This window comes from Chloroflexus sp. MS-G (assembly GCF_000735195.1).
GTDB lineage: Bacteria > Chloroflexota > Chloroflexia > Chloroflexales > Chloroflexaceae > Chloroflexus.
In genome coordinates this window covers 1-25,134 of the sequence record NZ_JPIM01000042.1, presented here as the reverse complement: position 1 = coordinate 25,134, position 25,134 = coordinate 1, and the positions used below count along the sequence as shown (strand labels likewise).

Annotated in this window: 19 protein-coding genes, 1 pseudogene and 1 riboswitch; of the genes and pseudogenes, 12 read left to right on the top strand and 8 right to left on the bottom strand. The window is 54.3% G+C overall.

Annotation, left to right across the window (positions count from 1 at the left end; genetic code table 11):
* Nucleotides 1–39: 39 nt before the first annotated feature.
* Together JE47_RS22135 and JE47_RS0109505 are read left to right on the top strand one after the other, a co-directional pair.
* A pseudogene (locus JE47_RS22135) lies at nt 40–690 on the top strand (IS607 family transposase); the annotation flags it as partial.
* The gene (locus tag JE47_RS0109505) at nt 684–2,024 is read left to right on the top strand and encodes an RNA-guided endonuclease InsQ/TnpB family protein (protein WP_031459530.1); all 1,341 of its coding nucleotides are present in this window, start codon (nt 684–686) and stop codon (nt 2,022–2,024) included. The pseudogene JE47_RS22135 and the gene JE47_RS0109505, both read left to right, overlap by 7 nt.
* A gap of 217 nt (nt 2,025–2,241) precedes the next feature.
* Here JE47_RS0109505 and JE47_RS0109500 read toward each other — a convergent pair whose 3' ends face one another.
* Nucleotides 2,242–3,954 carry a polysaccharide lyase gene (locus JE47_RS0109500; protein WP_236631188.1) on the bottom strand — a complete coding sequence of 571 codons (1,713 nt, stop codon included), beginning with the start codon at nt 3,952–3,954 and terminating at the stop codon, nt 2,242–2,244.
* A 368-nt stretch (nt 3,955–4,322) separates the two neighbouring features.
* On the opposite strand from JE47_RS0109500, the gene htpG reads away from it, so the two are divergent.
* Nucleotides 4,323–6,221 carry a molecular chaperone HtpG gene (gene htpG, locus JE47_RS0109495; protein ID WP_031459528.1) on the top strand — a complete coding sequence of 633 codons (1,899 nt, stop codon included), beginning with the start codon at nt 4,323–4,325 and terminating at the stop codon, nt 6,219–6,221.
* A gap of 183 nt (nt 6,222–6,404) precedes the next feature.
* The gene (locus tag JE47_RS0109490; protein WP_031459527.1) at nt 6,405–7,394 is read left to right on the top strand and encodes a biotin-dependent carboxyltransferase family protein; all 990 of its coding nucleotides are present in this window, start codon (nt 6,405–6,407) and stop codon (nt 7,392–7,394) included.
* A 263-nt stretch (nt 7,395–7,657) separates the two neighbouring features.
* Here the strand turns inward: JE47_RS0109490 and JE47_RS0109485 are convergent, their stop codons facing one another.
* A complete protein-coding gene (locus JE47_RS0109485; RefSeq protein WP_031459526.1) occupies nt 7,658–8,056 on the bottom strand; it encodes a hypothetical protein in 399 nt (132 codons plus the stop codon).
* 115 nt (nt 8,057–8,171) lie between these two features.
* Nucleotides 8,172–11,333 carry a BTAD domain-containing putative transcriptional regulator gene (locus JE47_RS0109480; RefSeq protein WP_236631187.1) on the bottom strand — a complete coding sequence of 1,054 codons (3,162 nt, stop codon included), beginning with the start codon at nt 11,331–11,333 and terminating at the stop codon, nt 8,172–8,174.
* A gap of 114 nt (nt 11,334–11,447) precedes the next feature.
* On the opposite strand from JE47_RS0109480, the gene JE47_RS0109475 reads away from it, so the two are divergent.
* Nucleotides 11,448–11,747 (top strand): hypothetical protein, encoded by a 300-nt coding sequence (locus JE47_RS0109475; RefSeq protein WP_031459524.1) that lies wholly within the window; start codon nt 11,448–11,450, stop codon nt 11,745–11,747.
* A 23-nt stretch (nt 11,748–11,770) separates the two neighbouring features.
* Here JE47_RS0109475 and fabG read toward each other — a convergent pair whose 3' ends face one another.
* Both fabG and JE47_RS0109465 read right to left on the bottom strand, forming a co-directional pair.
* Entirely contained in the window at nt 11,771–12,514 is a 744-nt protein-coding gene (gene fabG, locus JE47_RS0109470) for a 3-oxoacyl-[acyl-carrier-protein] reductase (protein ID WP_031459523.1), read from the bottom strand.
* Between the two features lie 94 nt (nt 12,515–12,608).
* Nucleotides 12,609–13,796: an acetyl-CoA C-acyltransferase family protein gene (locus tag JE47_RS0109465; RefSeq protein ID WP_031459522.1), complete on the bottom strand. Its 1,188-nt coding sequence runs from the start codon at nt 13,794–13,796 to the stop codon at nt 12,609–12,611.
* A 484-nt stretch (nt 13,797–14,280) separates the two neighbouring features.
* Here JE47_RS0109465 and JE47_RS0109460 point away from each other — a divergent pair, with 484 nt between their 5' ends.
* From JE47_RS0109460 to JE47_RS0109440, 5 genes are all read left to right on the top strand, one after another.
* The gene (locus JE47_RS0109460) at nt 14,281–14,829 is read left to right on the top strand and encodes a GNAT family N-acetyltransferase (RefSeq protein WP_028458068.1); all 549 of its coding nucleotides are present in this window, start codon (nt 14,281–14,283) and stop codon (nt 14,827–14,829) included.
* A gap of 558 nt (nt 14,830–15,387) precedes the next feature.
* Nucleotides 15,388–15,494: riboswitch (SAM riboswitch) on the top strand.
* Between the two features lie 73 nt (nt 15,495–15,567).
* Complete coding sequence (locus tag JE47_RS0109455) at nt 15,568–16,764, top strand: trans-sulfuration enzyme family protein (RefSeq protein WP_031459521.1); 1,197 nt, start codon at nt 15,568–15,570, stop codon at nt 16,762–16,764.
* Between the two features lie 3 nt (nt 16,765–16,767).
* A complete protein-coding gene (locus tag JE47_RS0109450; RefSeq protein ID WP_031459520.1) occupies nt 16,768–17,691 on the top strand; it encodes a methylenetetrahydrofolate reductase in 924 nt (307 codons plus the stop codon).
* Between the two features lie 36 nt (nt 17,692–17,727).
* On the top strand, nt 17,728–18,504 hold the full coding sequence (map, locus tag JE47_RS0109445; protein WP_031459519.1) for a type I methionyl aminopeptidase: 777 nt from the start codon (nt 17,728–17,730) through the stop codon (nt 18,502–18,504).
* A 38-nt stretch (nt 18,505–18,542) separates the two neighbouring features.
* A complete protein-coding gene (locus JE47_RS0109440) occupies nt 18,543–18,806 on the top strand; it encodes a hypothetical protein (RefSeq protein ID WP_031459518.1) in 264 nt (87 codons plus the stop codon).
* 295 nt (nt 18,807–19,101) lie between these two features.
* Here the strand turns inward: JE47_RS0109440 and JE47_RS0109435 are convergent, their stop codons facing one another.
* Nucleotides 19,102–19,545 carry a hypothetical protein gene (locus JE47_RS0109435; RefSeq protein ID WP_236631186.1) on the bottom strand — a complete coding sequence of 148 codons (444 nt, stop codon included), beginning with the start codon at nt 19,543–19,545 and terminating at the stop codon, nt 19,102–19,104.
* Nucleotides 19,546–19,847: 302 nt separating this feature from the next.
* Between JE47_RS0109435 and JE47_RS0109425 the strand changes: the two genes are divergently transcribed.
* Nucleotides 19,848–20,144, top strand: coding sequence for a hypothetical protein (locus tag JE47_RS0109425; RefSeq protein WP_031459516.1), 297 nt, complete (start codon nt 19,848–19,850; stop codon nt 20,142–20,144).
* Nucleotides 20,141–20,527 carry a hypothetical protein gene (locus JE47_RS0109420; protein WP_031459515.1) on the top strand — a complete coding sequence of 129 codons (387 nt, stop codon included), beginning with the start codon at nt 20,141–20,143 and terminating at the stop codon, nt 20,525–20,527. The genes JE47_RS0109425 and JE47_RS0109420 overlap by 4 nt, the downstream gene beginning before the upstream one ends.
* A gap of 270 nt (nt 20,528–20,797) precedes the next feature.
* On the opposite strand, the gene JE47_RS0109415 is transcribed toward JE47_RS0109420, so the two are convergent.
* Nucleotides 20,798–21,964, bottom strand: coding sequence for a C45 family autoproteolytic acyltransferase/hydolase (locus tag JE47_RS0109415; protein ID WP_031459514.1), 1,167 nt, complete (start codon nt 21,962–21,964; stop codon nt 20,798–20,800).
* A gap of 101 nt (nt 21,965–22,065) precedes the next feature.
* On the bottom strand, nt 22,066–25,134 hold a 3,069-nt coding region (locus JE47_RS0109410; protein ID WP_031459513.1), incomplete at its 5' end, for a Calx-beta domain-containing protein.

The following is a 25,134-nucleotide window of genomic DNA, read 5'->3' as shown; positions in this document are numbered from 1 at the left end:
CCGGACTCTAGCTTGACTTCTAGTACGCGATAGTGTAGCATGGTGCTCATGGAAAACACCATGCGCACAGGGAAAGCCGCAACACTCCTTGGTGTCTCGGTCAAGACGTTGCAGCGTTGGGAACGCGAAGGAAGGCTGATTCCGGTGGCCCGAACGGACAGCAACCGCCGTCTCTCCCCTGAGACGCAGATCCGTGCGGTCATCGGTTTGCGGCAGGCGAACCATGCGCCAACCACGCTGGTCGCCTCCTGTCGGGTATCGCGTGCGGCACAGAAGCCGGACCTGGCGAATCAGCGCAACGTGCTGGAAGAGGTCGTGGTGGCGAAGGGATTGGCGGGGGTCGAGTGTATCGAGGAAGTGGGCGGCGGGCTGAACGTCACGCGCAAGCGGTTTCTGGCCCGTATGGACGCGATCGGGCGACGGGAAGTCACGATGCTGATCCTCGCGCACCGGGACCGCCTCACCCGCTTCGGCTTTGAGTGGTTCGAACATGACGCCAAAACCCATGGCTGCGCAGTGCTGGTGCTCACCCAGGAACGGCTGTCTCCCGACCAGGAAATGGTGCAAGACGTGATGACCATCGTGCACTGTTTTTCGTCTCGGCGATACGGTGTGAGGAACGATCGAAAGAAGGTGGATGAAGCGCTGAAACAGGATGCCCATGGCGTCAAACAGGCCCAACCATGCAACGAACCCACACGATCGCTCTTTGCCCGACTCCTGAGCAGGTGGACTACTTCAAGCGCGCCTGCGGCACGGCCCGGCGCGTCTGGAACTGGGCGCTCAATGAATGGAACAAACAATACGCAGCAGGCGGCAAGCCGAACGCCATGGCGCTCAAAAAGCAGTTCAACGCCATCAAGTACACCGACCCGCAGTGGCTCGATGAAAACGGACGGCCTTGGTTGCAAGACATTCACCGGGATGCCCACGCGCAGCCGTTTAGGAATCTCGCCAAAGCATGGAAACGGTTTTTCGCCGACCTCAAGAAGGGCAAAGAAGCGCACGAACCACGGCTCAAGAAAAAGGGCCGCTGCCGCGACAGCTTTTACGTAGCCAACGACAAGTTCCGTCTGGACGGCAAGACGATCTGCCTGCCCAAGATCGGCGACGTCGCCATGACCGAGGAACTGCGCTTCAAAGGAAAGATACTGGGCGCGACGGTCTCGCGCACGGCGGATCGTTGGTTTGTGGCAATACAGGTCGAAGTGCCCGATGCGCAATGCTATCGGCGTCGCACCTCCCATGAGGTCAATGGCATCGACTTGGGCGTTAAGGCTGCCGCAACGATCTCCAGCGGCGAAGTCATCGAAGCGCCCAAGCCGCTCAACGCAGCGCTGCGTCGCCTCAAGATTCGCGGTCGGCGTCTCAGCCGCAAGCTGGAAGCCGCCAAAGAGATGGCGGGGTTTGGACGCCATGCCCGCCTGCCCAAAGGAACGCGCCTGCCGGTCTCGAACAACCGGCAGAAGTCCGCTGCGACATTGGCAAGGCTCCATGCCCGCCTTGCCAATCTCCGAGCGGACTTTACTCATAAGCTCACGACCCGACTCTGCCGCGAAAACCAAGCGTTCGTGATCGAGGATGTAAACGTCAAAGGGATGCTCGCGAACGAGAGACTCGCCCGCGCCATCTCTGACGTTGGCTTTGGTGTGTTCCGCTCGCAGGTGGAATACAAGGCGAAACGCTACGGTACTCATCTCATCATCGCCGATCGTTGGTATCCAAGTAGCCGACTCTGTTCCTTCTGTGGCTGGAAGAACGAGGCGCTGACGTTGAGCGATCGAGAATGGGTGTGTGCGCAATGTGGCGAGCACCATGACCGAGACCTCAATGCAGCGCTGAACCTGAAACGGCTGGCAACCGTAACTGCCCTACCCGTGGCGAGTCCGACCAGTAATGGCGGCGCTGCGACAGAGAGGGTCTCTGTCGCAGTCGGGAAAGTCACGCCTGTCAGATACGACGGTGGTCAACAAGACACGTCGGGGCAGGAAGAGAAGTGTGCGCACTTTTGCGCACTTTCTTGATAGCAGAGAAGTCACCTGCCTGACGCGGCAGCAGAGTCAGCAGTTGCCAGAGAGGGGAACTTCTATCCCCTCTCGTCATCGCCATTATGAAACGTTAGTTTTCTGGTCGTATGGTCGTTAGAGCCTGATCAGAAATCTGAATTTCTGACCTGACTCGTAAGGAAAAGTTCTCACTGTTATTCAAACGAGCACGTGCTTCATCCCATAGCCCATCACCTTACGGTGAAGGACAATTGACCCCAGGCCAGCACTGTCGTTCCAGATCCCACAAGTATGGTACACCGGTATCGAACCACTCGGTTTTGGTCTCGCACATAGCGTTAAACATCTCATCAGTGATATACACCTTCGAGATCATGTAGTGATCGTCCCAGATTTTTTGATCGCGGATACTGGTGCAGTGACCACCGATATACCCTGGCATCGATGCTGCATTGAGCTGTAATTCCGGAATAGTACGGAAGCGAATGGTGTTGTAATACAACTTCAACTCACCGTTGATCCATAACTTCACCTCGCCATTAGCCTGACCGGGCGTATTTAGCTTCATCATGATCTGAAAATCGTTCCATTGACCGCCAGCAATGTAGGTAGGCGTACCAATGTTCTGACGCAGTTTCTCACCATAACCGGTCGGCTGGTCGAGGTGATAGCAGTACAGTACCGGTTCACCACGATTGTTCACATTTTCGGGATCAAAACAGCGTCTGGTACTCGCAGAGTTGTCGTACCAGCAGTTCGGCATAATCTGAAGAAAACAACTTGCTTCATTGGTACCATCGGGGTACTGTCCCGCCGGCAACGTAAAGGTGATCGGGTTATGGGCAGATACCACAAATGCTTTAGATTCGCAGGTAAATTGATAGCCAGCCTCGTACTGGCGGTAGAAACGCCAGTAGTAGACATCGCTCCGTGGGAGAGCAAACTTAAATGAGTACAACGGCTCGTGGGTCCCAGCAACATTCTGGAACTGCTGTGCCCAGTTACCCCGGCGTACCGGATTATTCACCGCACTGACATAGTCGCTTGGGTAGGTTTTATAGACTCGATTCGGCAGATAAGGTGCAAGGACTGAGGCAGAATTCCCGCGATTGGCGAGCTGATACCAATTCGAGCGTTCCATACTGCTGGCAAAGACAATACCGTTCGTTGGGTTGAATGCACACACATCACCCGTAGGTGGGGGCACAGGTGTCGTAACAGGCGTAGGTGACGTTGTAGGAGTTTGTACGGTTGTAGGACTTGCCAATGGCGTAGGCGTTGTGCTTGACGATACGTGTTGTACGAGGGGGATGAACACAGAGCTACTACCTGAAGACGCCGTCGTTGCCACAAGCTCTACCATCAGGTAGTCAACAGCACTCGCCTCTGCATTACCATCAGTTTGATAACGGATCAGTATCTCACCATTGGCATTGATGCTATAAGCAGGCGGAATCGGCGAATCAATCACGCGATTTGTCCACCGCCACCTTTCTGCACCAGTATTATCGCCTAATTCAACCCAGGTGTTGTTCTGGAAATGACGCAATTCCCACCACCAACGCTGAACCGCTCGTACCGGCCCACGATAATTGACGTGCACACGGATCGCGACGACATCAGCAGAAGTAACACCGCCAGGCAGCTTATAGGTAAACAGACCTTCGTAACCGTCTCCGATTGGATAAAACTCCTTGTAAGCACTTTCCGGCTCACTATTCCATTCTGTTATCTCCAGCCGAGACAACGCTTCCAGGGGAGTATTACTGTGCTGACCTCGCACCGTCTCAAACACAGTAGGCGCCAGTTTTATTGACGTCGGTGTCGTGAGCGTCTGGTTTGAAGATACCGGCACAGTATAGAGCACTAAAACAAGCACGGCTCCCAATATGCAGGCACCTATCAGTGACCTTGGACGCAACCACGAGAAGTGTTTGGCGCGAACCACAATACCCTCTTTTCTTTTCAGACGCGACGCGAGCAGAAATTGCGGGTAACTGCCAAAACAGGCTGAAATTCTCGCAACAACTATAGCAACAGCTTGTTTCTCTACTGAAACCATAACAACAACATCATCATACAAATCAAGCTGTGTCCAATCCCACCAACCGCATGCGTCAGTGTGTGGAAGGCAGTGCACAATAGGATAGTTGCTATCTGAGTTTGGTTATATGACACTCGATGCTGCTTGACAGAATGAGTATAACAACCGCAACTTTCCAACAACTCTCTAACGATCAAATGGCTGCCAGATAATTAAAATGGAAGATGGCGTATGTTATCTCTTATCAGGAAGAACTGTAACGAGGGAGACCTATGACAACCGAACCGTTGACTGAAACCGGACGACAGTCGCATACCTTCAAAGCAGAAGTTCAGCAAGTACTCTATATCCTGGCTCACTCACTGTACACTGATCGGGAAATTTTCTTGCGCGAGCTGATCTCAAACGCTTCCGACGCCATCAATCGGGTACAATTCGAGATGCTGACCAACCGCGATGTGCGCGATCCCGATCTTGAGCCCCAAATTACGATTGAAGTCAACAAAGAGGCACGCACGCTCTCGATCAGCGATACCGGTATCGGTATGACGGCTGAGGAAATGGTTGAGCATTTGGGCACCATTGCTCAATCAGCAGCACGTGCGTTTGTTCAGAAGGCCGGTGAGGTAGCGAAACAGACGGCGAGTGAAATTATCGGTCAATTCGGTGTCGGTTTCTACTCAGTTTTTATGGTGGCCGACAAGGTGACAGTTGTTTCCCAGTCGTATCGTCCTGATGCGCCAGCAGCAATGTGGGAGTCGAGCGGCGGCGATAGCTTTACCGTTGGTCCGGCTACACGCGAACGGCGCGGTACGACGATTACGATCCACTTGAAAGAGGACGCTGCCGAATTTGCGGATCCCTGGCGGATTGAACAGATTGTACGCCGCCATTCCAATTATGTTGCCTTCCCGATCATGCTCGATGGCCGTCAGATCAACGCACGCACGGCGATCTGGCGGAAAGCGCCGCGTGATGTCACGACCGAAGAGTATAACGATTATTATCGTCAACTTACACTCGATAGTGAACCACCGCTCAGTGTCATTCACATTTCAACCGATGCACCGGTCGATCTCCACGCCATTCTCTACATTCCCTCACGACGTGAGCGTGGCATTCTCGAACGACGGATCGAAGGCCAAATCAAGCTCTATTCGCGCAAGGTGCTGATCCTTGAAGAAGCGAAGGATCTGCTGCCTACCTACTTCCGCTTTGTTGAGGGCGTGGTTGATAGCGAAGACCTGCCACTGAATGTATCGCGCGAGAGTGTGCAGAGCGGCACCGCTGGCGGCTCGCCGGTGATGCAACGACTACGCAAGACGCTTACCGGTCGGTTGCACAAAGAACTCAACGATCTGGCCGAACGTGACCCAGAGAAGTATCGCACCTTCTGGAAGGAATTCGGCCCCTTTATCAAAGAGGGTATTGCTACCGATTACGAGCATCGAAATGATCTCCTCAAACTGTTGCGGGTGCAGACAACCAAGAGTGGTGAAGAGTGGATCACGCTAGCCACCTACAAAGAGCGTATGGTGAGCGGCCAAAAGGAGATTTACTATCTGATGGCTGCCAGCCGCGAAGCCGCCCTGAACAGCCCACACCTTGATCCTCTGCGAGCGCGTGATATTGAGGTGATCCTCTTCACCGACCTGATGGACGGCTTTATGCTATCAGGGTTGCGTGAATACGAGGGGCTGCGCCTGCGCAACATTGATGAAGGAAACCTTGATCTACCTGGTGAAGTTGAACGTCCAACACCGGTCATTGACGATGAACAATTTACCGCTCTGGCCGAGCGCATCGCCGCTGTGCTCGGCGAACGACTGAAAGAGGTGCGTGCTTCGCAGGTGCTACGTGATAGCCCGGCCCGCCTGGTAGCGGAAGAGGCAGCCTTCGGACGAGAGATGCAACGGATTCAGCAAATCCTTGGTCAGGATGTAAAGCTTGGGCCAAGGATTATGGAGCTGAACCCGGCTCACCCGCTCATCGCCGCATTAGCACGTCGGGCGAAGGAAAATCCCAGCGATCCACTGCTGACGCTGGCGGCTGAACAACTGTACGATAATGCGTTGCTGATCGAGGGATTACATCGCGATCCGGCATCAATGGCCCCGCGCATCTTGCGACTCCTCGAACTGGCTGCTGGCGTCACACCAGAGCAGGCGTAAAGGGCCACAAATGGTCACCCATAACCGCCGTGTGATAGGTAGTGCGCCAGAGCAAGTGAAGACGACAACAAGAGCGCAGATACGCTGAGATCGGTAAATACGGGCGAGACGAAGCGGATCGTCTCGCCTCTTCCTCATCTCATACGCTGCTTACATCATCGCAGACGTGCCCGGAATGATAAAATGCCTGTTGCCACGATCGATATTCTTGCCAGTGGACCATTATTGACCATTCAGGATGGCGGTCGCCTAAAGACACGTCGTTACGGCGTGCCGGTCGGTGGAGCGATGGACCGGTTTGCCCTGGCAGCGGCCAATCGACTGGTGGGCAACCCGGCTCATGCCCCAGCGCTTGAACTCACTGCCGGTGGGGTACAGATACGTTTCAATGCGACGATGCTGATCAGCCTGACCGGCGCCGATCTTCAGGCGCAACTCAATGGGCGTCCACTGGCACCCTGGCAGAACACGCTTGCCTTGCCAGGCAGCCTGCTGATCGTACACAGACGGCGCGGTACGTGGGGTGGGCGGGCTTATCTGGCAATCGCTGGTGAGCTTGAAGCTGAATGGGCAGTTGGTGGTGCTGGCACTTGTCTATCCGGTGGGTTTGGCGGCTATCAGGGACGATCGCTACGCTCCGGCGACCAGATAAGCGTGCGTTTGCCTTCTCTCCATCACTACTACAAACCGCGCTGGTGGCCGATTGATCGCCGACCTCCATATCGCGCTCAGCCGTGCCTGCGCGTCTTACCTGGCCCTCAACACGATATGCTACCTGAAGCATGGCAACAATTGCTCAATCAATCATTTTCTATCGACCAGGCGGCCAACCGGCAGGGGTATCGCTTGCATGGATCAACGCTCCCGCATCACCAGCTCTCGTTGCCATCATTCGGTGTCGTACCGGGAGCGATCCAGCTCCCACCTGATGGTCGTCCGATCTTACTGATGGCCGACGCCCAACCGACCGGTGGCTACCCGGTGATCGCCGTCGTCATCAGTGCCGATCTCCCACTGGCAGCGCAACTCTTACCCGGCGACCGTCTGTCTTTCACCGAAACCAATCTGGAAACTGCGCACAAGGCTCTGGCCGAACAAGCCGCATGGCTCGCCCTCGGCCCAGCAGATGAAGAGAGCGACTGGCTGTTGAGTGAGGCGGGAGCGCTAGGGTGAGGAGTGAGAGATAAGCGGCTATCCGGAAAATCCTGGTGGTAAGGCTATTCAGAGTTCTCAGCTTCAGCCTCTCATTAAACCATTCGAGATAGGGAGTAACAACCGCGCAACACCGACGAACATAGCCCATCGGGTGCGCGGGCTGCTGATCCGCATTGTACAGTGCGTGTAAAGCCATCGGTTCGCGTATCAGTTCATTACCTGCACTTGCTGCGCTATGAAGATTGCGCTGACAATGAAAGACACCTCTGCCAGCGAACGATTTACGCCATAATAGCAATCATCGCATTGCTGAGCACCAACACCAGAATTATCCCAAGTGCCGAAGGCCCTGCCCAACGTCCGAGACGGGCAAAGGGAGTACGCACTCCCATTAAAATATGCGCAACGACAGCGGTAACCAAACCTAGCAAGGGATGCAAAATGAAAGGGAAAGTAAGGAAATAGTTGACACCGGCAAAAATACCAACCAACCAGTAGATCAAACCTAACGTTGCCTGAATATCGATCAAAACCGGAAAGATACGGGTCACAAGACTGCGGGGTGCCCCAGGCCGGTATGTAAACGCCAGATAAATTGCTGCTGCAACAATAATAACCGCTAACACCTCACGACCGAATATCGCGTGAATGGAACGAACAGTAGCGAAGATCGGATCCATACGGAATCACTCCTTTAAGCAATGAACGATGGTTGCACTGATGAGAAGGTTGTCTGTGCCCCCATAACCAGGGCTACAGTCACCAAGCTCATTGTACAAATCTTCACAAGTAGCGTCAAATTGGTTCATTCTGGCGAATGCGGCGATAGAGCGCTTCGGTTTCGGGAAGTGGTTCGATCCCAAGTTCTTCACGCAATGCCTGCACACAGCGCGTATACGAACGCATAGCCTGAGAACGACTACCGGCACGGGCATGGGCCCGCATCAGCAGTTGATAGGCCTCTTCATAGCACCGATCACGACGTAGCACCTGTTCGGCGATTTGAATGGCTTCGTTATGACGACCCTCGGTACTGAGTTGCTCTGCATACGCAATCGCCGTCGCCAGATACCGCGCCAACAGGCGTTCACGCTCTTCTATTGTCCACGGATCGTACAATGCCTCGGCAAGATAATCACCCCGATAGAGTTGGAGGGCTGCCTGCGCACTCCGGCGGGCAAAATCGGGATCGGTGCTCGTTAATGCGCCACTGGCGCGTAGTTCAAACTCATCAACATCGATCCACACCCCAAATGAAGGGGCAAAACTGTACGCCAGCCCTTGCCGACGAATGAAGAAGGGCGGCACTCGTGGCGGACGATGCGGTTCGAGCGCTGTATTCAGGGTATTAAGCGTTACTTTGAACTGACGCTCCGCAGCTTCCAGATCGGCTTCCGGCCAGAGCCAGGCACAAATCTGTTCGCGTTGGATCCAATTCCCGCGCATTGTGAGCAATAACTGGAAGAGCTGCCGTGCCTTTTCCCGTTGCCACTCACGGGCCTGAATCTCTTGATTGCCACGCCAGACCCGAAATGCCCCTAGCATCTGTACTCGCAGGGTAAACCCCGGATGGTAGTCGTCAACCGTCTCATCAGACGCAATCGAGGGAAATCCCTGTCGCAAGAGATGAACTGCAACCTCGCGATACGCAGGCAGTGAGCGTGCTCGTAACAATAATGGCACCAGTGCAGCAATATCTCGGGGACCGAAGAGACTGGGGCCAATCAAGACACTCTCGTATCCGTATTCAACCGCTTCCTGCATCACCTGTGCGACTAGCGGCTCTACGGCGGTCGTTCGACCTGAGCGTAACGCGGCTAATGCCCGCCAGAGGTGCACTAGAAACAAACCAAACGCATCACGACCGGTCTGAAACCGTTGTTCGGCCTGATCGAGCCATTCATAGCCACGTGGATCACCCGCTGCCAGGTTTACACTACCCAACGCCAGCAAAATCAACGCGGCAACCCATTCATCACCGGCAGACGCCGCCAGCAAGAGTCCTTCACGAGCATCAGCCTCAGCACGAGCCAGGTCACCGGCGTGACCGTGTAACAGCGTCAGCCCCAAATAGCCCTCAGCGCGGGTTCGAGGCACACTCACCTGTTGCAAAAGCCGTAACCCTCGACTATAGTGCTGGCGTGCGGCCTGATCATCGCCACGGGCAATGACCTGATAGGCGTGACCAAGGCGTAACTCGGCGATAGCTTCAGTCACCGGATTATTGCTCTGCTGAGCTTCACTCAACATACGATGCGCGAAAGCCAGTGCCTGGGGGCCAATGCCAAGCATAGCACTGATCAGCGCCAACAGTAACAGCGGTTCTCGATGAGCCGTTGCCCGCATCAGCGGTTGTTCATTCCAAAGCCGTTCTTCGAGGAGTTGACGGGCCTCACGTAGTCGTCCAGAACGGAGCAATAAGCGCGGTTGCAACGGCTCAACCCGCGCTTGATAGAACTCGACCAGCCCATGCTCACGCGCCAACCGGTACGCCGTCTGAACGAGCCGCTGACCAACCCCAGGCCGACCACGGTTCGTCCAATTTTCGGCCTGCATCAACAACAGTTCGATCCGCTCGGCAGCGTATTGTTGTGGTAACAACTTGAGAGCACGACGGAGAAGTTCGGTCGCCGGAGCTGGCTGAACTGTATCGAGGTAGATTGCAGCTTGGCCTCGTAGACAACGTGCCTGCCCTAGCGGATCATTCAGAGCTGCGAATGCCCGTTCAGCACGCCGATACGCGGCTAACGCTGCTTCCAGACGATTTAGTTGATGCAGCGCCGCTGCCTGAATCTCAACCAGTTCGGGCACTTCATCACTTACCAGCGATAATCGACGCATCCAATCAAGCACTGCTTCAGCACGTCGTTCGGCAAGCAATTGACGAGCCAGGGGCAGAAATGTCGTCACAGCCGTCGGATCACCGGCAGCAATCTGATGGTAAAGTGCGCTCTCGTGATCGCCGCGCTGTTGAAAGTATGCTGCTGCACGCCGGTGAAGCTGTGGCCACTCTGGATCGGCAGCAGCCCGACGTGTCAACCAGGCTGCGATAATGGGTTGAAACCGCAGACCCTGTTCACCAAACGGTTCAACAAAGAGACGACGACGACGCAACTCGGTCATCAGCAGCGACGCCTGAAGTGAGGGATCGAGCGCAGTACAAATGTCGGGATCAATCCAGCGGAGACCGGCGCTTCGTTGCAGACAACGTTGTAGCGGTGCAGGGAGCGACGCCAACACTTCACGTTCGAGATATTCATCAAGCGCGGGGGCTGGCTGATCGCGCAACCCTAACGCACGCCGCCAATCAGGTGCATCGAGCGCGACACGGAGAGCCAGCGCCCAACCGGCACTCAGCGTAAGTAACTCGTCGAAATCAGGTGGCAACGGACGACCGGCTTGCTGCCAGAGCGCAGTTGCTTCATCAGCAGTAAAAGCAAGATCAGTTGGCTCGATCACTAATGCCTCACCTCGCAGACGTGCAGTAGCAATCAACGGTGAGTCAGGCTCACGGCGTCCAGACAACACCAGGTGCAAACGCGGAGGTTGGGCAACGATCAGCCGTTCGATCAATGATCGCAGCTCTGGCTGCTCATCGATATAGTGAGCATCGTCAATGACCAGGAGGGTCTCATCATCGAGTTCACTGGTTAAGGCATTAATGAGCGCGTCAATCGTTAACGGTGGATTGGGATCGGCAAACGACACCATCCGGCTCAACGCAGCCACCAGATGGCGAAGGAGACTGCGCGGATCATCACCGGCATCAGCACGACACCAGGCTGCCGGCCAGCCACCCTGTGTAGCCAGCATCGCTAAGGCGACCGTCTTACCACTTCCAGGAGGCGCCACGACAATGGTAAGCGGTGCCTCGAGAGCCATTGCGAGAAGCTGATCTACACGCCCACGACGCACCCGGTGTAACGGCGCTGGCGGCGGCAGCAGACGGGGTCGCAAAAGAGATTCGTTGTACTCACCTGTAACCGTTTGTGATACCATAAGAGAGGCAGAGATCTTCGTCGCTCAACCATAACCGTTAATGCTTGTCTATTGTACACAGGGTCAGATACAATGTCGAACAACAACGAAGAACACCGACATCCAACATCCGATCGACCTGTAACACCCGATCTAACCGATCCGATGTTCCAGTCGATCCGGGCGTGGAACGAACTCCTTGCCGCCAGTACCGATATGGCATTCGACCTGGTTCTGAAGAACTGGGATTACAGTCGAAGTTTGCGCCATTCTACCGAACAGGCTGTTGCCGACGCGATTCGCACCCAGCAACGCCTGAGCCAGGAAATGTTGCAGGCGTGGCAGGGATACGTAGGAGACATTCAATCTATCATCCGACGCATGCGCAAATAATCGCGTCAGCAACGCGGTACCGTTTACATATACACGCCGCCGTTCACGTTGATCTGTTGGCCGGTAATGTAATCACCATCGGCGGCAAGAAAGACAACGGCTTTAGCAATCTCTTCAGGCAATCCAAACCGTCCCATGGGGATACGGGCCTTGATTTGTTCCTGAATCTGCTCAGGTACCTTGGCCAACATATCGGTGATTGTAAAGCCGGGGGCCAATGCGTTGACGGTAATGTTATATTTCGCCAGCTCTAGCGCTGCCGTCTTGGTAAAAGCAATAATGCCTCCTTTTGAAGCTGCATAGTTGGCCTGACCGAAATTCCCGGCTTGCCCAACAAACGAGCTGATGTTGATGATCCGACCGTATTTCTGTTCGATCATTGGCTGCATAACCGCCGTTGTGCAATAGTAAACGCTGTTGAGATTATTTTGGATAACCGTGCTCCAATCCTCGTCAGTCAACTTGCGCAACGTGCGGTCACGAGTAATACCGGCATTATTGACCAGAATATCAACCCGACCCCACCGATCAAGGACTTGCTGAACCATACGCCGTGCTTCATCAGCCTGACTAACGTTAGCCTTGATTGGCATGGCTTCGCCATTATTGGCAATAATTGTGTTCACCACCTCCTGTGCCGCTGCCTCACTACTATTGTAATTAACAGCGACTTTTGCCCCTTCGGCGGCCAAAGCCAGCGCGATTGCCCGCCCAATACCTCTTGAAGCACCTGTCACAATCGCCACCCGACCGGTCAACTTTCCCATTCTTGCCTCCCCAACGCATGATTGTGTTTGTATTCCTTGAGCCGATGGTAGCAATCGCAGCACCACCGGCTCGAACCTCACAATTGTAGCACACCTACATCCGTTCAAATATCGCGGCAATACCCTGTCCACCGCCAATACACATGGTCACCAGAGCATACCGTCCCCCGATCCGATGCAACTCGTGGATCGCCTTCACCGTGAGGATACAACCGGTAGCACCAATCGGGTGGCCGAGCGAAATGCCGCTGCCGTTAGGATTCGTGCGATCTGGCGGTAATTCTAATTCGCGCATCACCGCCAATGCTTGCGCAGCAAAGGCTTCATTGACTTCAAAGAGATCGATATCTGCGATCCGTAGGCCGGTGCGTTCGAGCAAGCGGCGCACGGCTGGCACCGGGCCAATACCCATATATTTGGGTTCGACTGCCGCGTGACTATACCCTACCAACCGCGCCAACGGCTTGTAGCCACGTCGCTCGGCAGTAGCCCGCTCCATCAATACTACGGCAGCAGCCGCGTCGTTGATACTCGAGGCATTACCGGCCGTCACCGATCCGTCCTTCAAGAACACCGGTCGGAGTTTCGCCAGTTTATCGAGGGTTGTATCGCGTCGTACCCCTTCATCCACCGTGAACGCAGCCGTTCCCCCCTTCACTTTAATCTCAACCGGCACAATCTGACCGGCAAAGCGCCCTTCATCAATAGCGCGTGCAGCCCGCATATGGCTCTCGTATGCCAGTTGATCCTGATCTTCACGGCTAATACCCCACTTCGCAGCCACGTTTTCAGCCGTTACCCCCATATGGCAATCGTCGAACGGATCGGTCAGGGCGCCGACCATCATATCGACCACCTTCGAATCGTTCATCCGCGCACCAAAGCGCATTGCCGGGAGGCTATACGGCCCACGGCTCATACATTCCGCACCACCTGCGACCGCCGCTTCAACATCACCCTGCAAAATGTACTGAGCTGCCGAAACAATAGCCTGCAAACCACTGCCACACAGCCGGTTGAGCGTCAACGCCGGTGTTTCTACCGATAAACCACCACGAACGGCTGCATAGCGGGCCATATACATATCGTGCGGTTCAGTATTGATCACGTGCCCAAAGACCACATGACCAATCTCATCAGGTTGAACACCAGCCCGTGCCACTGCCTCGCGGGTAACCAATGCTGCCAGCTCGGTAGGGGGATGATCTTTCAGACTACCGCCAAACGTTCCAATAGCCGTGCGCACGCCGCTAAGCACTACGACTTCGCGCTTCTCACTCATGATGACCTCCTTGCGACGGATCGCCGGGCGACTCCGCCGGTTACTTGCCGAACTTCAAGGAACGATTACAATTATATCAGTATCAGCAACATGTTTTATACCGAATATCCGCAGGTGGTGGGTGTCGAAAAAACGTCTCGAGGATGATGAGCACGTTCAGGCTGTACACCCCTTCTGAAGAGGGAGGGTAGCCGTGCGTCGGATCTTCAGGGAGGGCCTGAACGTGGCTGCAAAATATGTAAGAGTTAAAAACGATGATCTCGGAGAGCCGATGCGGTCCTCAAGGGCAAAATGCCCTCGCTTCCGCAACAATGTGCGCAAGAGTACCTCGCGTCTGTCGCGATACAAGCACCTAGGTACGCGGGCATTGCACTTGCCTCTCTCGCGATACCTACACCGAGTAACCAGAGTGTAACTTCATGTGGTATATTTCACACACTTCATACAACAGATTTCCGCATTAACCCACGGCAGGAGGCTGGGCATGGCCCAACGCAGTGTAGCGATGAGCAGTGTATCATTGAAAGACAACCGGCAGGTTACCATCAGACCCCTGGCCGAGAGCGATCGTGCCGCATTGACCGATTTCGGATTGAGTCTGCCCAAAGATGATCTGCTTTATCTCGAAGAAGACTTCACCAATCCCGAAATTATTACTCGTTTAGTCAATGCCTCATACGCCGAGAATTGGCGACAAATTGTCGCAATTGCCGACGACGGTTCGATAGCCGCCTATGCTTCGGCACGCCGCGTACCAGGATGGTCAAATCACGTGGCTGAGCTGCGGTTACTCGTTAAACCTGGTTGGCGACGCTGCGGGCTTGGGATGCAAATGGCCCAGGCCATTGTTGAAACCGCTCGTGATCTGGGCGCCCAAAAGGTGACAGTCGCTATGCTGGCCGCCTTGAAGGCCGGTCAGGCCATCTTCTCGCGCCTTGGGTTTGCCGTCGAAGGCCAGTTGACGCGCCACGCTATCGACCGGAACGGTGAACTGCACGATGTGGTGATTATGTCGGCATTCTTGAAAGTGTAGGGCGGCTGTAAGGTTTTTCAGAGTTTTCAATTTCGGGTCACATTCGACAACCAAACTGTTCAAAATGTAGAGTAACACGACGCACATTACGCACCCGCTGACAGCAAACCCTGATCTTCGCTCTTTCCCTGGGAGTGCGGGCCTCTGGCCCGCATGTGTGATGTTATGCTTCAGCGCAGATTGCCCGTGCGCTGTTAGTGCAAGTCTAGGATCGTGAGCCTCTGGCCCGCGTCGGACGCGGTGCGGCTATACCCCATTGGTTAGCGCATTAGCATACCATCAACCCTCGTTTACGGGGGCGCCAGTCCCTACCACTGCGCTGACGGGCATGATCGGCAAGCCAACGGGAGATTGGCACAGACGTTCGGCAGGACGGGAAGTTGCGCGACTCCGTACAGGCTACGGATAGGTTGAGAACCTCTCACTCCTCTCCACTCTCTCCTCAGTGACCACTGTCAGAGAGGAAAGAACTTTGAGAACCCCAAGATCGTCCAATTCACCATTGACAATAACCCATCACCCTGTTATACTCAGCCGTAATTGTATTGCAGAACGCTGCACTCATCCAGAGCGGTGGAGGGACCGGCCCTACGAAACCGCGCCAACCCGGCGGCATAATACCTGACGGGTGGCAACTCCGGCAGCAGAACGCTGGCAGATGAGAGGAGAGCGGCGTCTTCTCGCCAATCGGCAGGAGCACGTCACCTAATCTCTCATCGCCCTGATGAGAGGTTTTTTATGCCAAATGAACAGTTTTCTGGCCTCAGTACGGCCGCCGTCCACGCTGGAGAACCCCGCCAGCGCGCATTCGATGCAATTACGCCACCTATTGTGCACAGTGCAACGTACACGTTTCGTGATAGCGCCGAGCTGATCGCATTTCAATCAGGTGAACTCGAACGAGAAGAGTACGGTCGCTACGGAAATCCAACCGTTCGTGCCGTTGAGGCTCGCCTTGCCGCCCTTGAGTCACCATCAGCGCCAGCAGCCGCTCTCCTTTGTGCTTCGGGAATGAATGCGCTCACCACCGTGATGCTGGCGTTGCTCCCTAGCGGTAGCCACGTTATTCTGACTGACGACGGTTATCGGCGCACTCGCCAGTTTGTCCGCACAATGTTAGCACGGCTCGGCGTGTCGCATAGTGTGGTTGCCGCAGCCGATCCACTTGCCATTGCCGCAGCTATTCAACCAGGACGTACTCGCCTGATCGTTACTGAAGCGCCGACAAACCCTTATTTGCGCGTCATTGATCTGGCAGCAGTGGCTCAGATCGCCCGTGAACATCGCATCAAAACCGTGATCGACGCCACCTTTGCCACACCGTATAATATGCGTCCTCTTGAATACGGTATCGACCTGGTTGTTCATAGCTGTAGCAAGTACCTGGCCGGGCACAACGACTTACTGGCTGGTGTGATCATCGGTCGACCGCCCCTTATCAGTGCTCTGCGCGAAACGCAGGGGATTTTGGGTGGCATTTGTGACCCGCATACCGCCTACTTGCTTGGCCGAGGGTTGAAGACATTTGCTCTCCGTATGGAACGTCACAATCAAAATGGGCAGGCAGTCGCTGAATTTCTCAGCCGTCATCCACGGGTGAGCCGGGTACATTACCCGGGCTTACCTTCGCATCCTGACCACGCCATAGCCCGTGCCCAGATGCGAGGGTTTGGCGGAGTTGTGTCGTTTGAAGTGGTTGGTGATCTCCAGACTGCAATGGCGGTTGTTGATCGGATGCGTCTCGCCTACATTGCGCCAAGCTTTGGCGGGGTGGAAAGTCTGGTTGAACAACCAGCGCTTATGAGTTACTATGAATTGAGTAGTGAAGAACGACTGGCGGTCGGTATCCGCGACAATCTCATCCGGCTTTCATGCGGAATTGAGGATGCGAGTGACTTGATCGCCGACCTGCAACAAGCTTTTGCCGACGAATAAGCTATGCACTCAACCCTCCAACGCCGGCTGGCCGCCGGCCAGATTGTAGTTACCGGCGAGATTGCTCCGCCAAAGGGGGCGGCCAGAAGCCATCTCGAAACCCTGGCTCAAAATATTCGCAATTATGTCGATGCAGTCAATCTGACCGACAATCAGCGTGGGATCGCCCGGATGTCGTCTTTGGGGGGGAGCGTCATTTTGCAGCAGCTCGGTATTGAACCGATTATGCAAATGACCTGCCAGCATCGTAACCGGATAGCTTTACAAGCTGATGCACTCAGTGCCTCCGCACTCGGTGTACGTAACTTGCTAGCAATGACCGGCGATCATCCACGCATTGGTGATCATCCAGAGGCCAAAAACGTTCTCGATCTGAATTCATTCCAGTTGATCCGCGTCTTGCGCACGTTGCGCGATCAGGCCACTTTCCAATCAGGTACACCGCTGAAAGAAGCACCCAGTTTCTTTATCGGCAGTGTCGCGAACCCGAACGTCGAACGGGCAGCCCGGTTGGAAAAGAAGATTGAAGCTGGCGCAGAGTTCGTCCAAACCCAATTGATCTTTGATGTTGCACGTTTTCGGCAATGGATGGCCGATGTGCGGGCTGCCGGTTTGCATCAACAGGCGTACATCCTAGCCGGTGTGATGATCCTGCGCCGACCCAATTCAGCAATCTATCTACGCGATCACCTACCCGGCACGCTTATGCCAGAATCTGTGATCGAACGCATGCAACGCGCTGCCGATAGCGAAGCGGAAGGAATTGCCCTCGCTGCTGAGTTGGTGAATGAACTCCTTAGTATCGAGGGTGTTGCCGGTGTTCATATTATGTCGGTCGATTGGACACGTGCAATTCCTCGTGTCGTTGAACAAGCTGGCCTGCTGCCACGGCCACCGGCACCATCATCTGACGAGAATGTGCTATAACATGCTCAGTAAGTGCAAATAGAGCGAGAGTAGTCTATGGCTATCATTCTGAAATCACCGGCCCAGATAGAACTTCTACGCGCTGCGGGCCAACTGGTTCGACAGACGTTTAATGTGCTGCGTGAGTATATCCGACCGGGTGTCACCACGGCTGAACTGGACGCAATTGCTGAAGAGTTTATCCGTTCTCACGGTGCAGAACCGGTATACAAAGGATACGTGCCCGCTGGTCGCCGCGGGTATATTCCACCTTTTCCGGGTACGATCTGCGCCTCTATTAATGACGTGATTTGCCACGGCATTCCGAGTAAACGCGACCGGCTCCACCAGGGCGATATTGTCGGTATCGACATTGGGTTGCGCCTCAACGGTTGGATTGGTGATGCATGTGAGACCTTCGCTGTAGGTGACGTTGATGACGAGACTCAGCGTTTGCTCGACGTTACCCGGCGCTGCCTTGAACTGGGCATTGAACAGGCACGAGTGGGGAATCCTCTCCGGGCTATTGGCGCAGCGATCCAACGTTATGCCGAAGCCAATGGTTTCTCTGTAGTACGTGAGTACACCGGCCACGGGCTAGGTCGAAATCTACACGAAGAACCAACGATCCTCCATTACGATGATCCCCAGCAAACACGTAAGATCGTGGCTGGTATGGTGTTTACGATTGAACCGATGATCAACGCCGGTAAGGCAGCTACCAGAGTCGACCGCGATGGCTGGACGGTGCGTACTGCGGACGGTAAGCGGTCGGCGCAATTCGAGCATACGCTGGCGATAACGGAAGATGGACCGATTATCTTGACCGCTTGAACGACACGACTGGCAGCACAGCTCTGCCAGGAGGGCGTATGAAACTTGAAGAGGAACTGATCGCTGCACTTGCCAGCGGAGATCACGCACGTGCTATTGCGCTGGCTACCGAATTGCATAACCGCGGTCTCGATATAGCAGCCATCGAGACTGCACTGGCGCGTCAGCCTCACCTTGAAGAACAGCTTTGGGAGACCTTAAAACAGGTGATCCCTATTTCACGGCGTGCCCTGAAGCGACGAGCGATCCGCGCCGCCGAAGAACGAGACTGGGGAAGCTGGGAAGAAGGACGCCGTCGTTGACCAGGTGCAGAGCGATTCGTAGCAAAGATGATGTATAGCATCTAAGGATGCTTATCCGAATATCGTGCCGACGAAATTCCGCGTCGGGGCACAACGCCGTCCTGCGCCTCTCGTTCCCCCGTCACCCGACGCATCGCCTATGTCCACATCACCCACACCCCAGCGAGGGGCGCAGTGCCGCGGCACTCGTCCATCAGGATGAAAAAGGAGTCATTCTTTCCATTGTGTTCCATCTATCGTGTGGTTTCATCCGTTGTGCCCCACCGACGAACATTCGGATAGGCACGTATATGCGCTATTGAACACGGTAGATCACAATTGGCCGCACACCGCTTTCATCACGGAGTACGATCTCGACTTGATCGAGTCGCAGTAAACCACGCGACAACGGATCATAATTGACCGCACCTTCCACATAGTAATAGTAGATGTGACCTTGAAAGCGGAAACCGCGAATGTTGCTGGAATGAACAGTAATCCCCGGTTTGATTTCGATCATCGGATCAAGGATAGTACCGTTCATTCGCCCCTGAATCTCGTGGGCCAATTCGGTCACGTCCGGTGTCGTTGCCAATGGCGTGCGAAGCGGTATCGATGACAACAACCAGACCAGAACACTCAGCAGTAAGCATAACTCTAAACCCATCATGAGCCAAAACAGGCCAGAATGACCTACCCAAAAACGACTTTTGCTCGTAATACGCTGCTCTGCCCCAACTGACGCCATTGGCTTGATCATCACAATGTCCCTGGGTACGATACCGGATACCGTTAATTGATCCATGTCCTTCAAGGTTGTTGTAGTGAGTGAACTATAGTGTAGCAAATAGCGATTACCAATGCCATAGGTCTTCGGTCACATTTCGCTGAGAATTATCAACGTATCTGAACAGATAGATGGAGCAGCGGCAATGACATATCACATCCTGCTGCTGACCGGTCTGATATTTCGTTCAGGAACCGTCGTACCATCAGATATTGCCGATTGCTAGTAATAGACGTATCATAGCTGTTGATAGTTCCACGATCAGGAAGATGTCGATGAATCAAGGTATTGTTGTTGGGATAAGGGAAGGAATTGCCCTGGTTGGCGGGGCGATATGCGGTTTGTTAACCGCACGGCTGGTGTTGAAAATACTGGCCGCACGTCCAGATAGTCCGGCAGTGATCTGGCTCTACAACCTGAGTAATCCGCTGGTTGCGCCACTGTCTATTCTTGATCGCGAACAACCTCGCTTTGGCGCAATCCTAGAGTTGAGTACGCTGGCGATGCTGTTGATACTAATCAGTCTAACAGCTTTGAGTTGGGTTTGGTTGGGAAGGATAGCACAACGATGACCGAACAATTATCTACCGTTCTAAGCTGGCTCCTTACGTTCATGCTAACGTGTCTCATCGTAGCAATGATCGTTCTCTGGCTTGCCTGGGAACGTCTGCGTCGCTTAAATGTCCCACCCGATGCTGGTTTCTTTGAAACAATGCATTACCTGCCCATTACACTGCCCATTGTGCTCGACGTGCTCGATTTGGGATTTGACATTCTGGCAGCTCCGATCAGTTGGCTTTTACTTGATCGGTTGGGATTGCGAGGGCTGCGTAACAAAGCAGCAGTTGAAGCGTTGATACCGTTTACGCAACCGATTCCGGTCTTCACGATCAGTTGGATGATTGCTCGTCTGACCGGTCTGGGTAAAACCGTGTCGGAAGAACGGCCAGGCTAGTTCTCTACTCCGAATCTCCTTATGGGGCAGTGGAGGTTCTGATCTGACGTTTCTGGTTTTCGGTCAGGTATGATACGCCGATGCACGTTATACACACCCTCACGTCACTAACCAGTGACGTCTCCCTGAGAGTACAGACCACTGACCTACAGTGCACGCCTACAATCCCCTCACCTTCCCCCTGCTCCCTTCCTCTCCTACGCGGGGAGAGGAAGGGGAAGGACGAGGCATCCATCCCTCCCTCTCACTCCTCTTTCCTCTCTTCCGACCTTACAGTGTTACCGGTACAAACGGCACCCGGCAGGGGATATGTGGGGCAACGTGCATAGTGCGGTGCCGGAGATCAATGATGACCCCGCAAACGCTCTCATTCCGGTCAACCGCAGCTATTTGCGGGTCGGGATGGCGACAGATACAGCGTGGTGCGCCCTCGTGATCGCGGAGGATTGCCTGTAACACATCTAGTCCGATCCGACCAGCAGACTCCTGGAGCAATGTCCAAGCCCTTCCATACCGTTCACGACTCGTCGCAGTCGGTTCAAGAGCACACTCACCGGCGGCAGTAGTGGTATCGAGACAATGATTGGCATGCGCCAGCAATCCTTCGTGGGCCGGCAATTCGGCAACAGCGGTTGGAGTAAGTTCAAAGGCCAGCAATTGACCGTCAGCGCTAGCCAGCGTAATACATGATGATCCACCTGCGGGAATCTGTGTAGCCAGACGGCGCGCCGTCATGACATCAGTTGCCTGCAACATCAGGCGCAGCAAGACGTGTACTGGCATCCCCTGGCGCTGACCATCTGTGGTTGAACGAAGCAGATTTAAACCAACTGCAATTCCAGCCTGATTGAGTCCAATCTTCGCCACCATCCCTGCCTCGGTTAGAGTTAAGAACGAGGGGATGCCAGGTCCATCAATACGCAATATGATACAAGCCGCTCGCTGGTCACCCTGCCAGTCCCAGGTTTGCGCCAGCCATACTTCATCGTTTGCGGTAGCCGGTGGCGCCGCAGCCGCTGTTGTACATTCGCCATCATCACCAACCGACAGACCACTCGTTGCTCCCGATTCTGCATGTGTCGGCACCCCTACCGCACGATTGCGTGCGAGAGCCAGTGCTGCATCAGGATGATGAAAGCCGACACCGATTCCGGCAAGTAATTCGGTACGCACATTCAACGCGATAATTTCAGCCAGTGTCCTTCCGGCACCAACGGCAATCCCTTGCATTTCAACCAACACGTCAGGTGCAATTTCACGTAATAACGGCTCGTAAGTCAAGGCTTCACGCTGAACGTCTTCCCAAGCCATCCCTCGCCGATACGCAAACAGACGGGCATAATTGGCAATACTATGCCTGATCAGGGAAACGGTAGCCGCACCGTATTGCAGTCCTCGTTCGTATGGCTCACCAGAAACAGTAATCAATGGAAACATCAAGCCTTTCTCCGAAACAGGTTTCACATACATTCAACTGTGATACTAGCAGTTACCCTTCCGAGCAATGTTATGTGACAATTACAACTTGACACTACGAGTTACGGCACGATCCGCACCATTGTATAACCTTGCCAGAGGTACGGATGATCACTCTGATCGGCTGCGTTTGCCTGGACTGTTATCGGCGCCGCACCTACCGGAACCGAACCGGCAACCAATGGAACTGTGAAGGTGTTTCCGGACCCGGCTGTCAGTAAACCAGCATTGATGGTCATGACCTGACCACTAATTGTACACGGGCCAGGGGCAGCAGTACACGCACCCGGAGCGAAACTTATTCCATCAGGCAAGGTGATGCTAAGTTGTAGATTACGTGCTGCACCGGCAGTGATACCATTGGCCTGATTGCTATAATTGATTGTGAGATTGAAATTACTCTCTGTCGTAACCGAAGATGCAGAGGTTAGCTGCAAGGCAACATCAGGTACTGGCGGTAGGGTCACGTACAGTGGTACACCGGTCTGACCTTCCTGGATGAAGTGATTCTCACTGGAAGCACTATTCGTGCAGGTAACAATCCGCCACCAGCCCGGCTGCGGCGAGGGGATAACATCACCACCACGCGCCGTTGCGCTCCCGTTGTTCCATTGACCATCGTTTGAAGCCGTGCCAACAATCCCGCCACTCTGACCGGTCGGATCGTAGAGCGATCCGGGCGGGTAATAGCGCACCCAGGCTGTACCGACATCGTTCAAATCAAAGTTGTGGAAGGTGACACTACTCAAGCCCGGCGCCACGTACTGGAAGAAGGTCGTACACACAGGTGTTCCCGGTGGGTGGCGCAGGCTCTGACGCAAGATACCCTGGACGATCTCATCACCGCTTCCCGGTATCCCATCTAAATCAACCGTCGGCGCCCCACTGCCACTCCAACCACTGCGTACCGCCCAGCCATTAGTATCGTCATCAGGAACACTCGCAACCAGGAGATAGGCACCACACGGCGTTGGGTTACTAATTCCAGGCAAGCTGACCCACGTTGTAGCATCACCAGTATTGGGGAGATAGGTAGCACTAGTCACTAGCGTACCAACCGTCGGCGGATAGCCGTCGCTAGCCTGCCAGCCTACCGGCATACGGTAGAGGGCGAAGGTTGTTGTTTCAGCAGTACCACGAATAACATCTGTTGGATTTGCTGTTGGGTTGATCGATGGGCTGAGTAATTCGACTGCTAATTGACCGGTTACGCCACATGGTACATCAATGCGCACAATTGATGCACCCTCATTGGAACCGTAGAAATTCCAGTTGTAGGTTGTATAATTAGGACCGGCCGTTTGCAATGCGGTTGGGTTCTGCGTGAGTAAAACCGCCTCCGCATCGACAATCGTGACCGTAGCAATTGCCGGATTACCCAGCGTCGCACCGCCGGTCGGATTACTCAATTCGACTTGAACCGTCTCAAATGGCTGATCGTCAGCACTGTTATTCCATATCTGGATTGTGAACGTCTGACTTGTTACACCCGGTGCAAACGTGAGCGTACCATTCGTCGGTACGTAATCGTGCGTGGGCTGCGAGCCATCACCAGGTTGAGCCGTGCCGCCAGTTCGCGTTGCATAATCAACTGTGACCAGTGTGGTATACGCTCGACTCAGCGTCACTGTCAGCGTAGCTGAAACACCGCTCTCTTGCACAACAACGTCACTGCTGGCAAACCGAATCGTAGGTGGATCATCATCAAGGATGATGCCGACCCCAAGGCCATCGCTAATGACCAACGTCTCATCGATCACAATACTCGTCGGCTGACCAGGTAATGTCGCCCGCGGATTACTCAAACTGACCGTGAAAAATTCATCGTCTTCGGCCAGGGTATCACCGATCACGCCAATCGGTAGCGTCGCCTGCAATAAGCCGGCAGGTATGGTGAGCGTTCCCGACGCAGAGTTATAATCCAGACCAGCGGTAGCTGTACCATCATTTGTTACATAGTCGATCAGGACATCGCGATCCGAAACCCGATTCAGACGCACAATAAAGTTGCTGTTGGAGACTCCACTATCACCTTCAAACCGCACGACATCTTCAATACTTATGCGTACCGGCTCGTTATCGCGGTTGATCACAGTTACACTGTTCGGCGTCGGCGAGAGACCATTGTAGAAGGGATCGGTACTGATAGCAGGCGCAAACTGGACAGTGAACGGTTGATGACCATCTTCAAGCGAATCATCAACGCCGCTTACGATAAACACCGCGTCAGTATTCCAGTTCGTATTGTCGAAGATGACACTAGGCGGCGCTACATTCCCTTCGGTTAGATCACTAACTGAGATACTGACCTGTACATTTGCGGTAGGCTGGCTGGTCAGACGCAGTCTGATTGTGATACTGTCGCCGTTTTCCGACACAATCAACGGGGCTGCTGGAACAGTAACAACAAAGCCTGCGGTATCGTTGTCGAGAATGGTGAGGGCAAGCGATGGACCACTTAACCCGTTGTAGAACGAATCGGTACTGCTTGCCTGATGAGTGATAGCGACCGTCTGCACAGCTTCAGCAATTGCATCTTCGGGCACGGAGATCGTGACGGTCTGCGGTGTATTCCAATTCGTTGCGGTAAAGGTAAGTGTGGTCACCGGGCTACCATTCACCAACACCGCACCCTGACCGTCAATTGTCACCGTAACGGCTGCCGTGGGTTCCGTAGCCAGAGCCACAGTGTAATTGACACTACCACCTTCGGTGACGGTAAGGGTCGTAGTGCTGAGAAGAATCCCCGGAATATCATCATCAGTAACGGTTACAGGTAGCGTACTGTTTAAACCGTTGTAAGGCGGATCGGAACTAGTCGTAGCGTGCAATATGGTACGATTACGTGGCGGGCGAGTAATCTGATCGACATTGGGTTCGAGTACGCTCACCGTTTGCGCACTATTCCAGTTCGCTGCGGTAAAGGTCAGCGTAGTGGTTCCACTGCCGTTCACCAGCAAATATCCCTGACCGTCGATGGTCACGCTCACCGGAGCGAGCGGTTGACTGGTTAGCCTGACCTCATAGGTACCAGCGATACCTTCGGTTACTGTCAGTATGGTTGGGTTGAAGAGCAACCCGGCATTATCGTTTTCAGTTATCGTCACCATGAGCGAGACGGCCGGTAAACC

Coding starts and splice junctions, on each gene's coding strand:
- JE47_RS0109505 (WP_031459530.1), top strand. CDS start 684: ATGCAACGAACCCACACGATCGCTCTTTGCCCGACTCCTGAGCAGGTG.
- htpG (WP_031459528.1), top strand. CDS start 4,323: ATGACAACCGAACCGTTGACTGAAACCGGACGACAGTCGCATACCTTC.
- JE47_RS0109490 (WP_031459527.1), top strand. CDS start 6,405: ATGCCTGTTGCCACGATCGATATTCTTGCCAGTGGACCATTATTGACC.
- JE47_RS0109485 (WP_031459526.1), bottom strand. CDS start 8,056: ATGGATCCGATCTTCGCTACTGTTCGTTCCATTCACGCGATATTCGGT.
- JE47_RS0109475 (WP_031459524.1), top strand. CDS start 11,448: ATGTCGAACAACAACGAAGAACACCGACATCCAACATCCGATCGACCT.
- fabG (WP_031459523.1), bottom strand. CDS start 12,514: ATGGGAAAGTTGACCGGTCGGGTGGCGATTGTGACAGGTGCTTCAAGA.
- JE47_RS0109465 (WP_031459522.1), bottom strand. CDS start 13,796: ATGAGTGAGAAGCGCGAAGTCGTAGTGCTTAGCGGCGTGCGCACGGCT.
- JE47_RS0109460 (WP_028458068.1), top strand. CDS start 14,281: ATGGCCCAACGCAGTGTAGCGATGAGCAGTGTATCATTGAAAGACAAC.
- JE47_RS0109455 (WP_031459521.1), top strand. CDS start 15,568: ATGCCAAATGAACAGTTTTCTGGCCTCAGTACGGCCGCCGTCCACGCT.
- JE47_RS0109450 (WP_031459520.1), top strand. CDS start 16,768: ATGCACTCAACCCTCCAACGCCGGCTGGCCGCCGGCCAGATTGTAGTT.
- map (WP_031459519.1), top strand. CDS start 17,728: ATGGCTATCATTCTGAAATCACCGGCCCAGATAGAACTTCTACGCGCT.
- JE47_RS0109440 (WP_031459518.1), top strand. CDS start 18,543: ATGAAACTTGAAGAGGAACTGATCGCTGCACTTGCCAGCGGAGATCAC.
- JE47_RS0109435 (WP_236631186.1), bottom strand. CDS start 19,545: ATGATCAAGCCAATGGCGTCAGTTGGGGCAGAGCAGCGTATTACGAGC.
- JE47_RS0109425 (WP_031459516.1), top strand. CDS start 19,848: ATGAATCAAGGTATTGTTGTTGGGATAAGGGAAGGAATTGCCCTGGTT.
- JE47_RS0109420 (WP_031459515.1), top strand. CDS start 20,141: ATGACCGAACAATTATCTACCGTTCTAAGCTGGCTCCTTACGTTCATG.
- JE47_RS0109415 (WP_031459514.1), bottom strand. CDS start 21,964: ATGTTTCCATTGATTACTGTTTCTGGTGAGCCATACGAACGAGGACTG.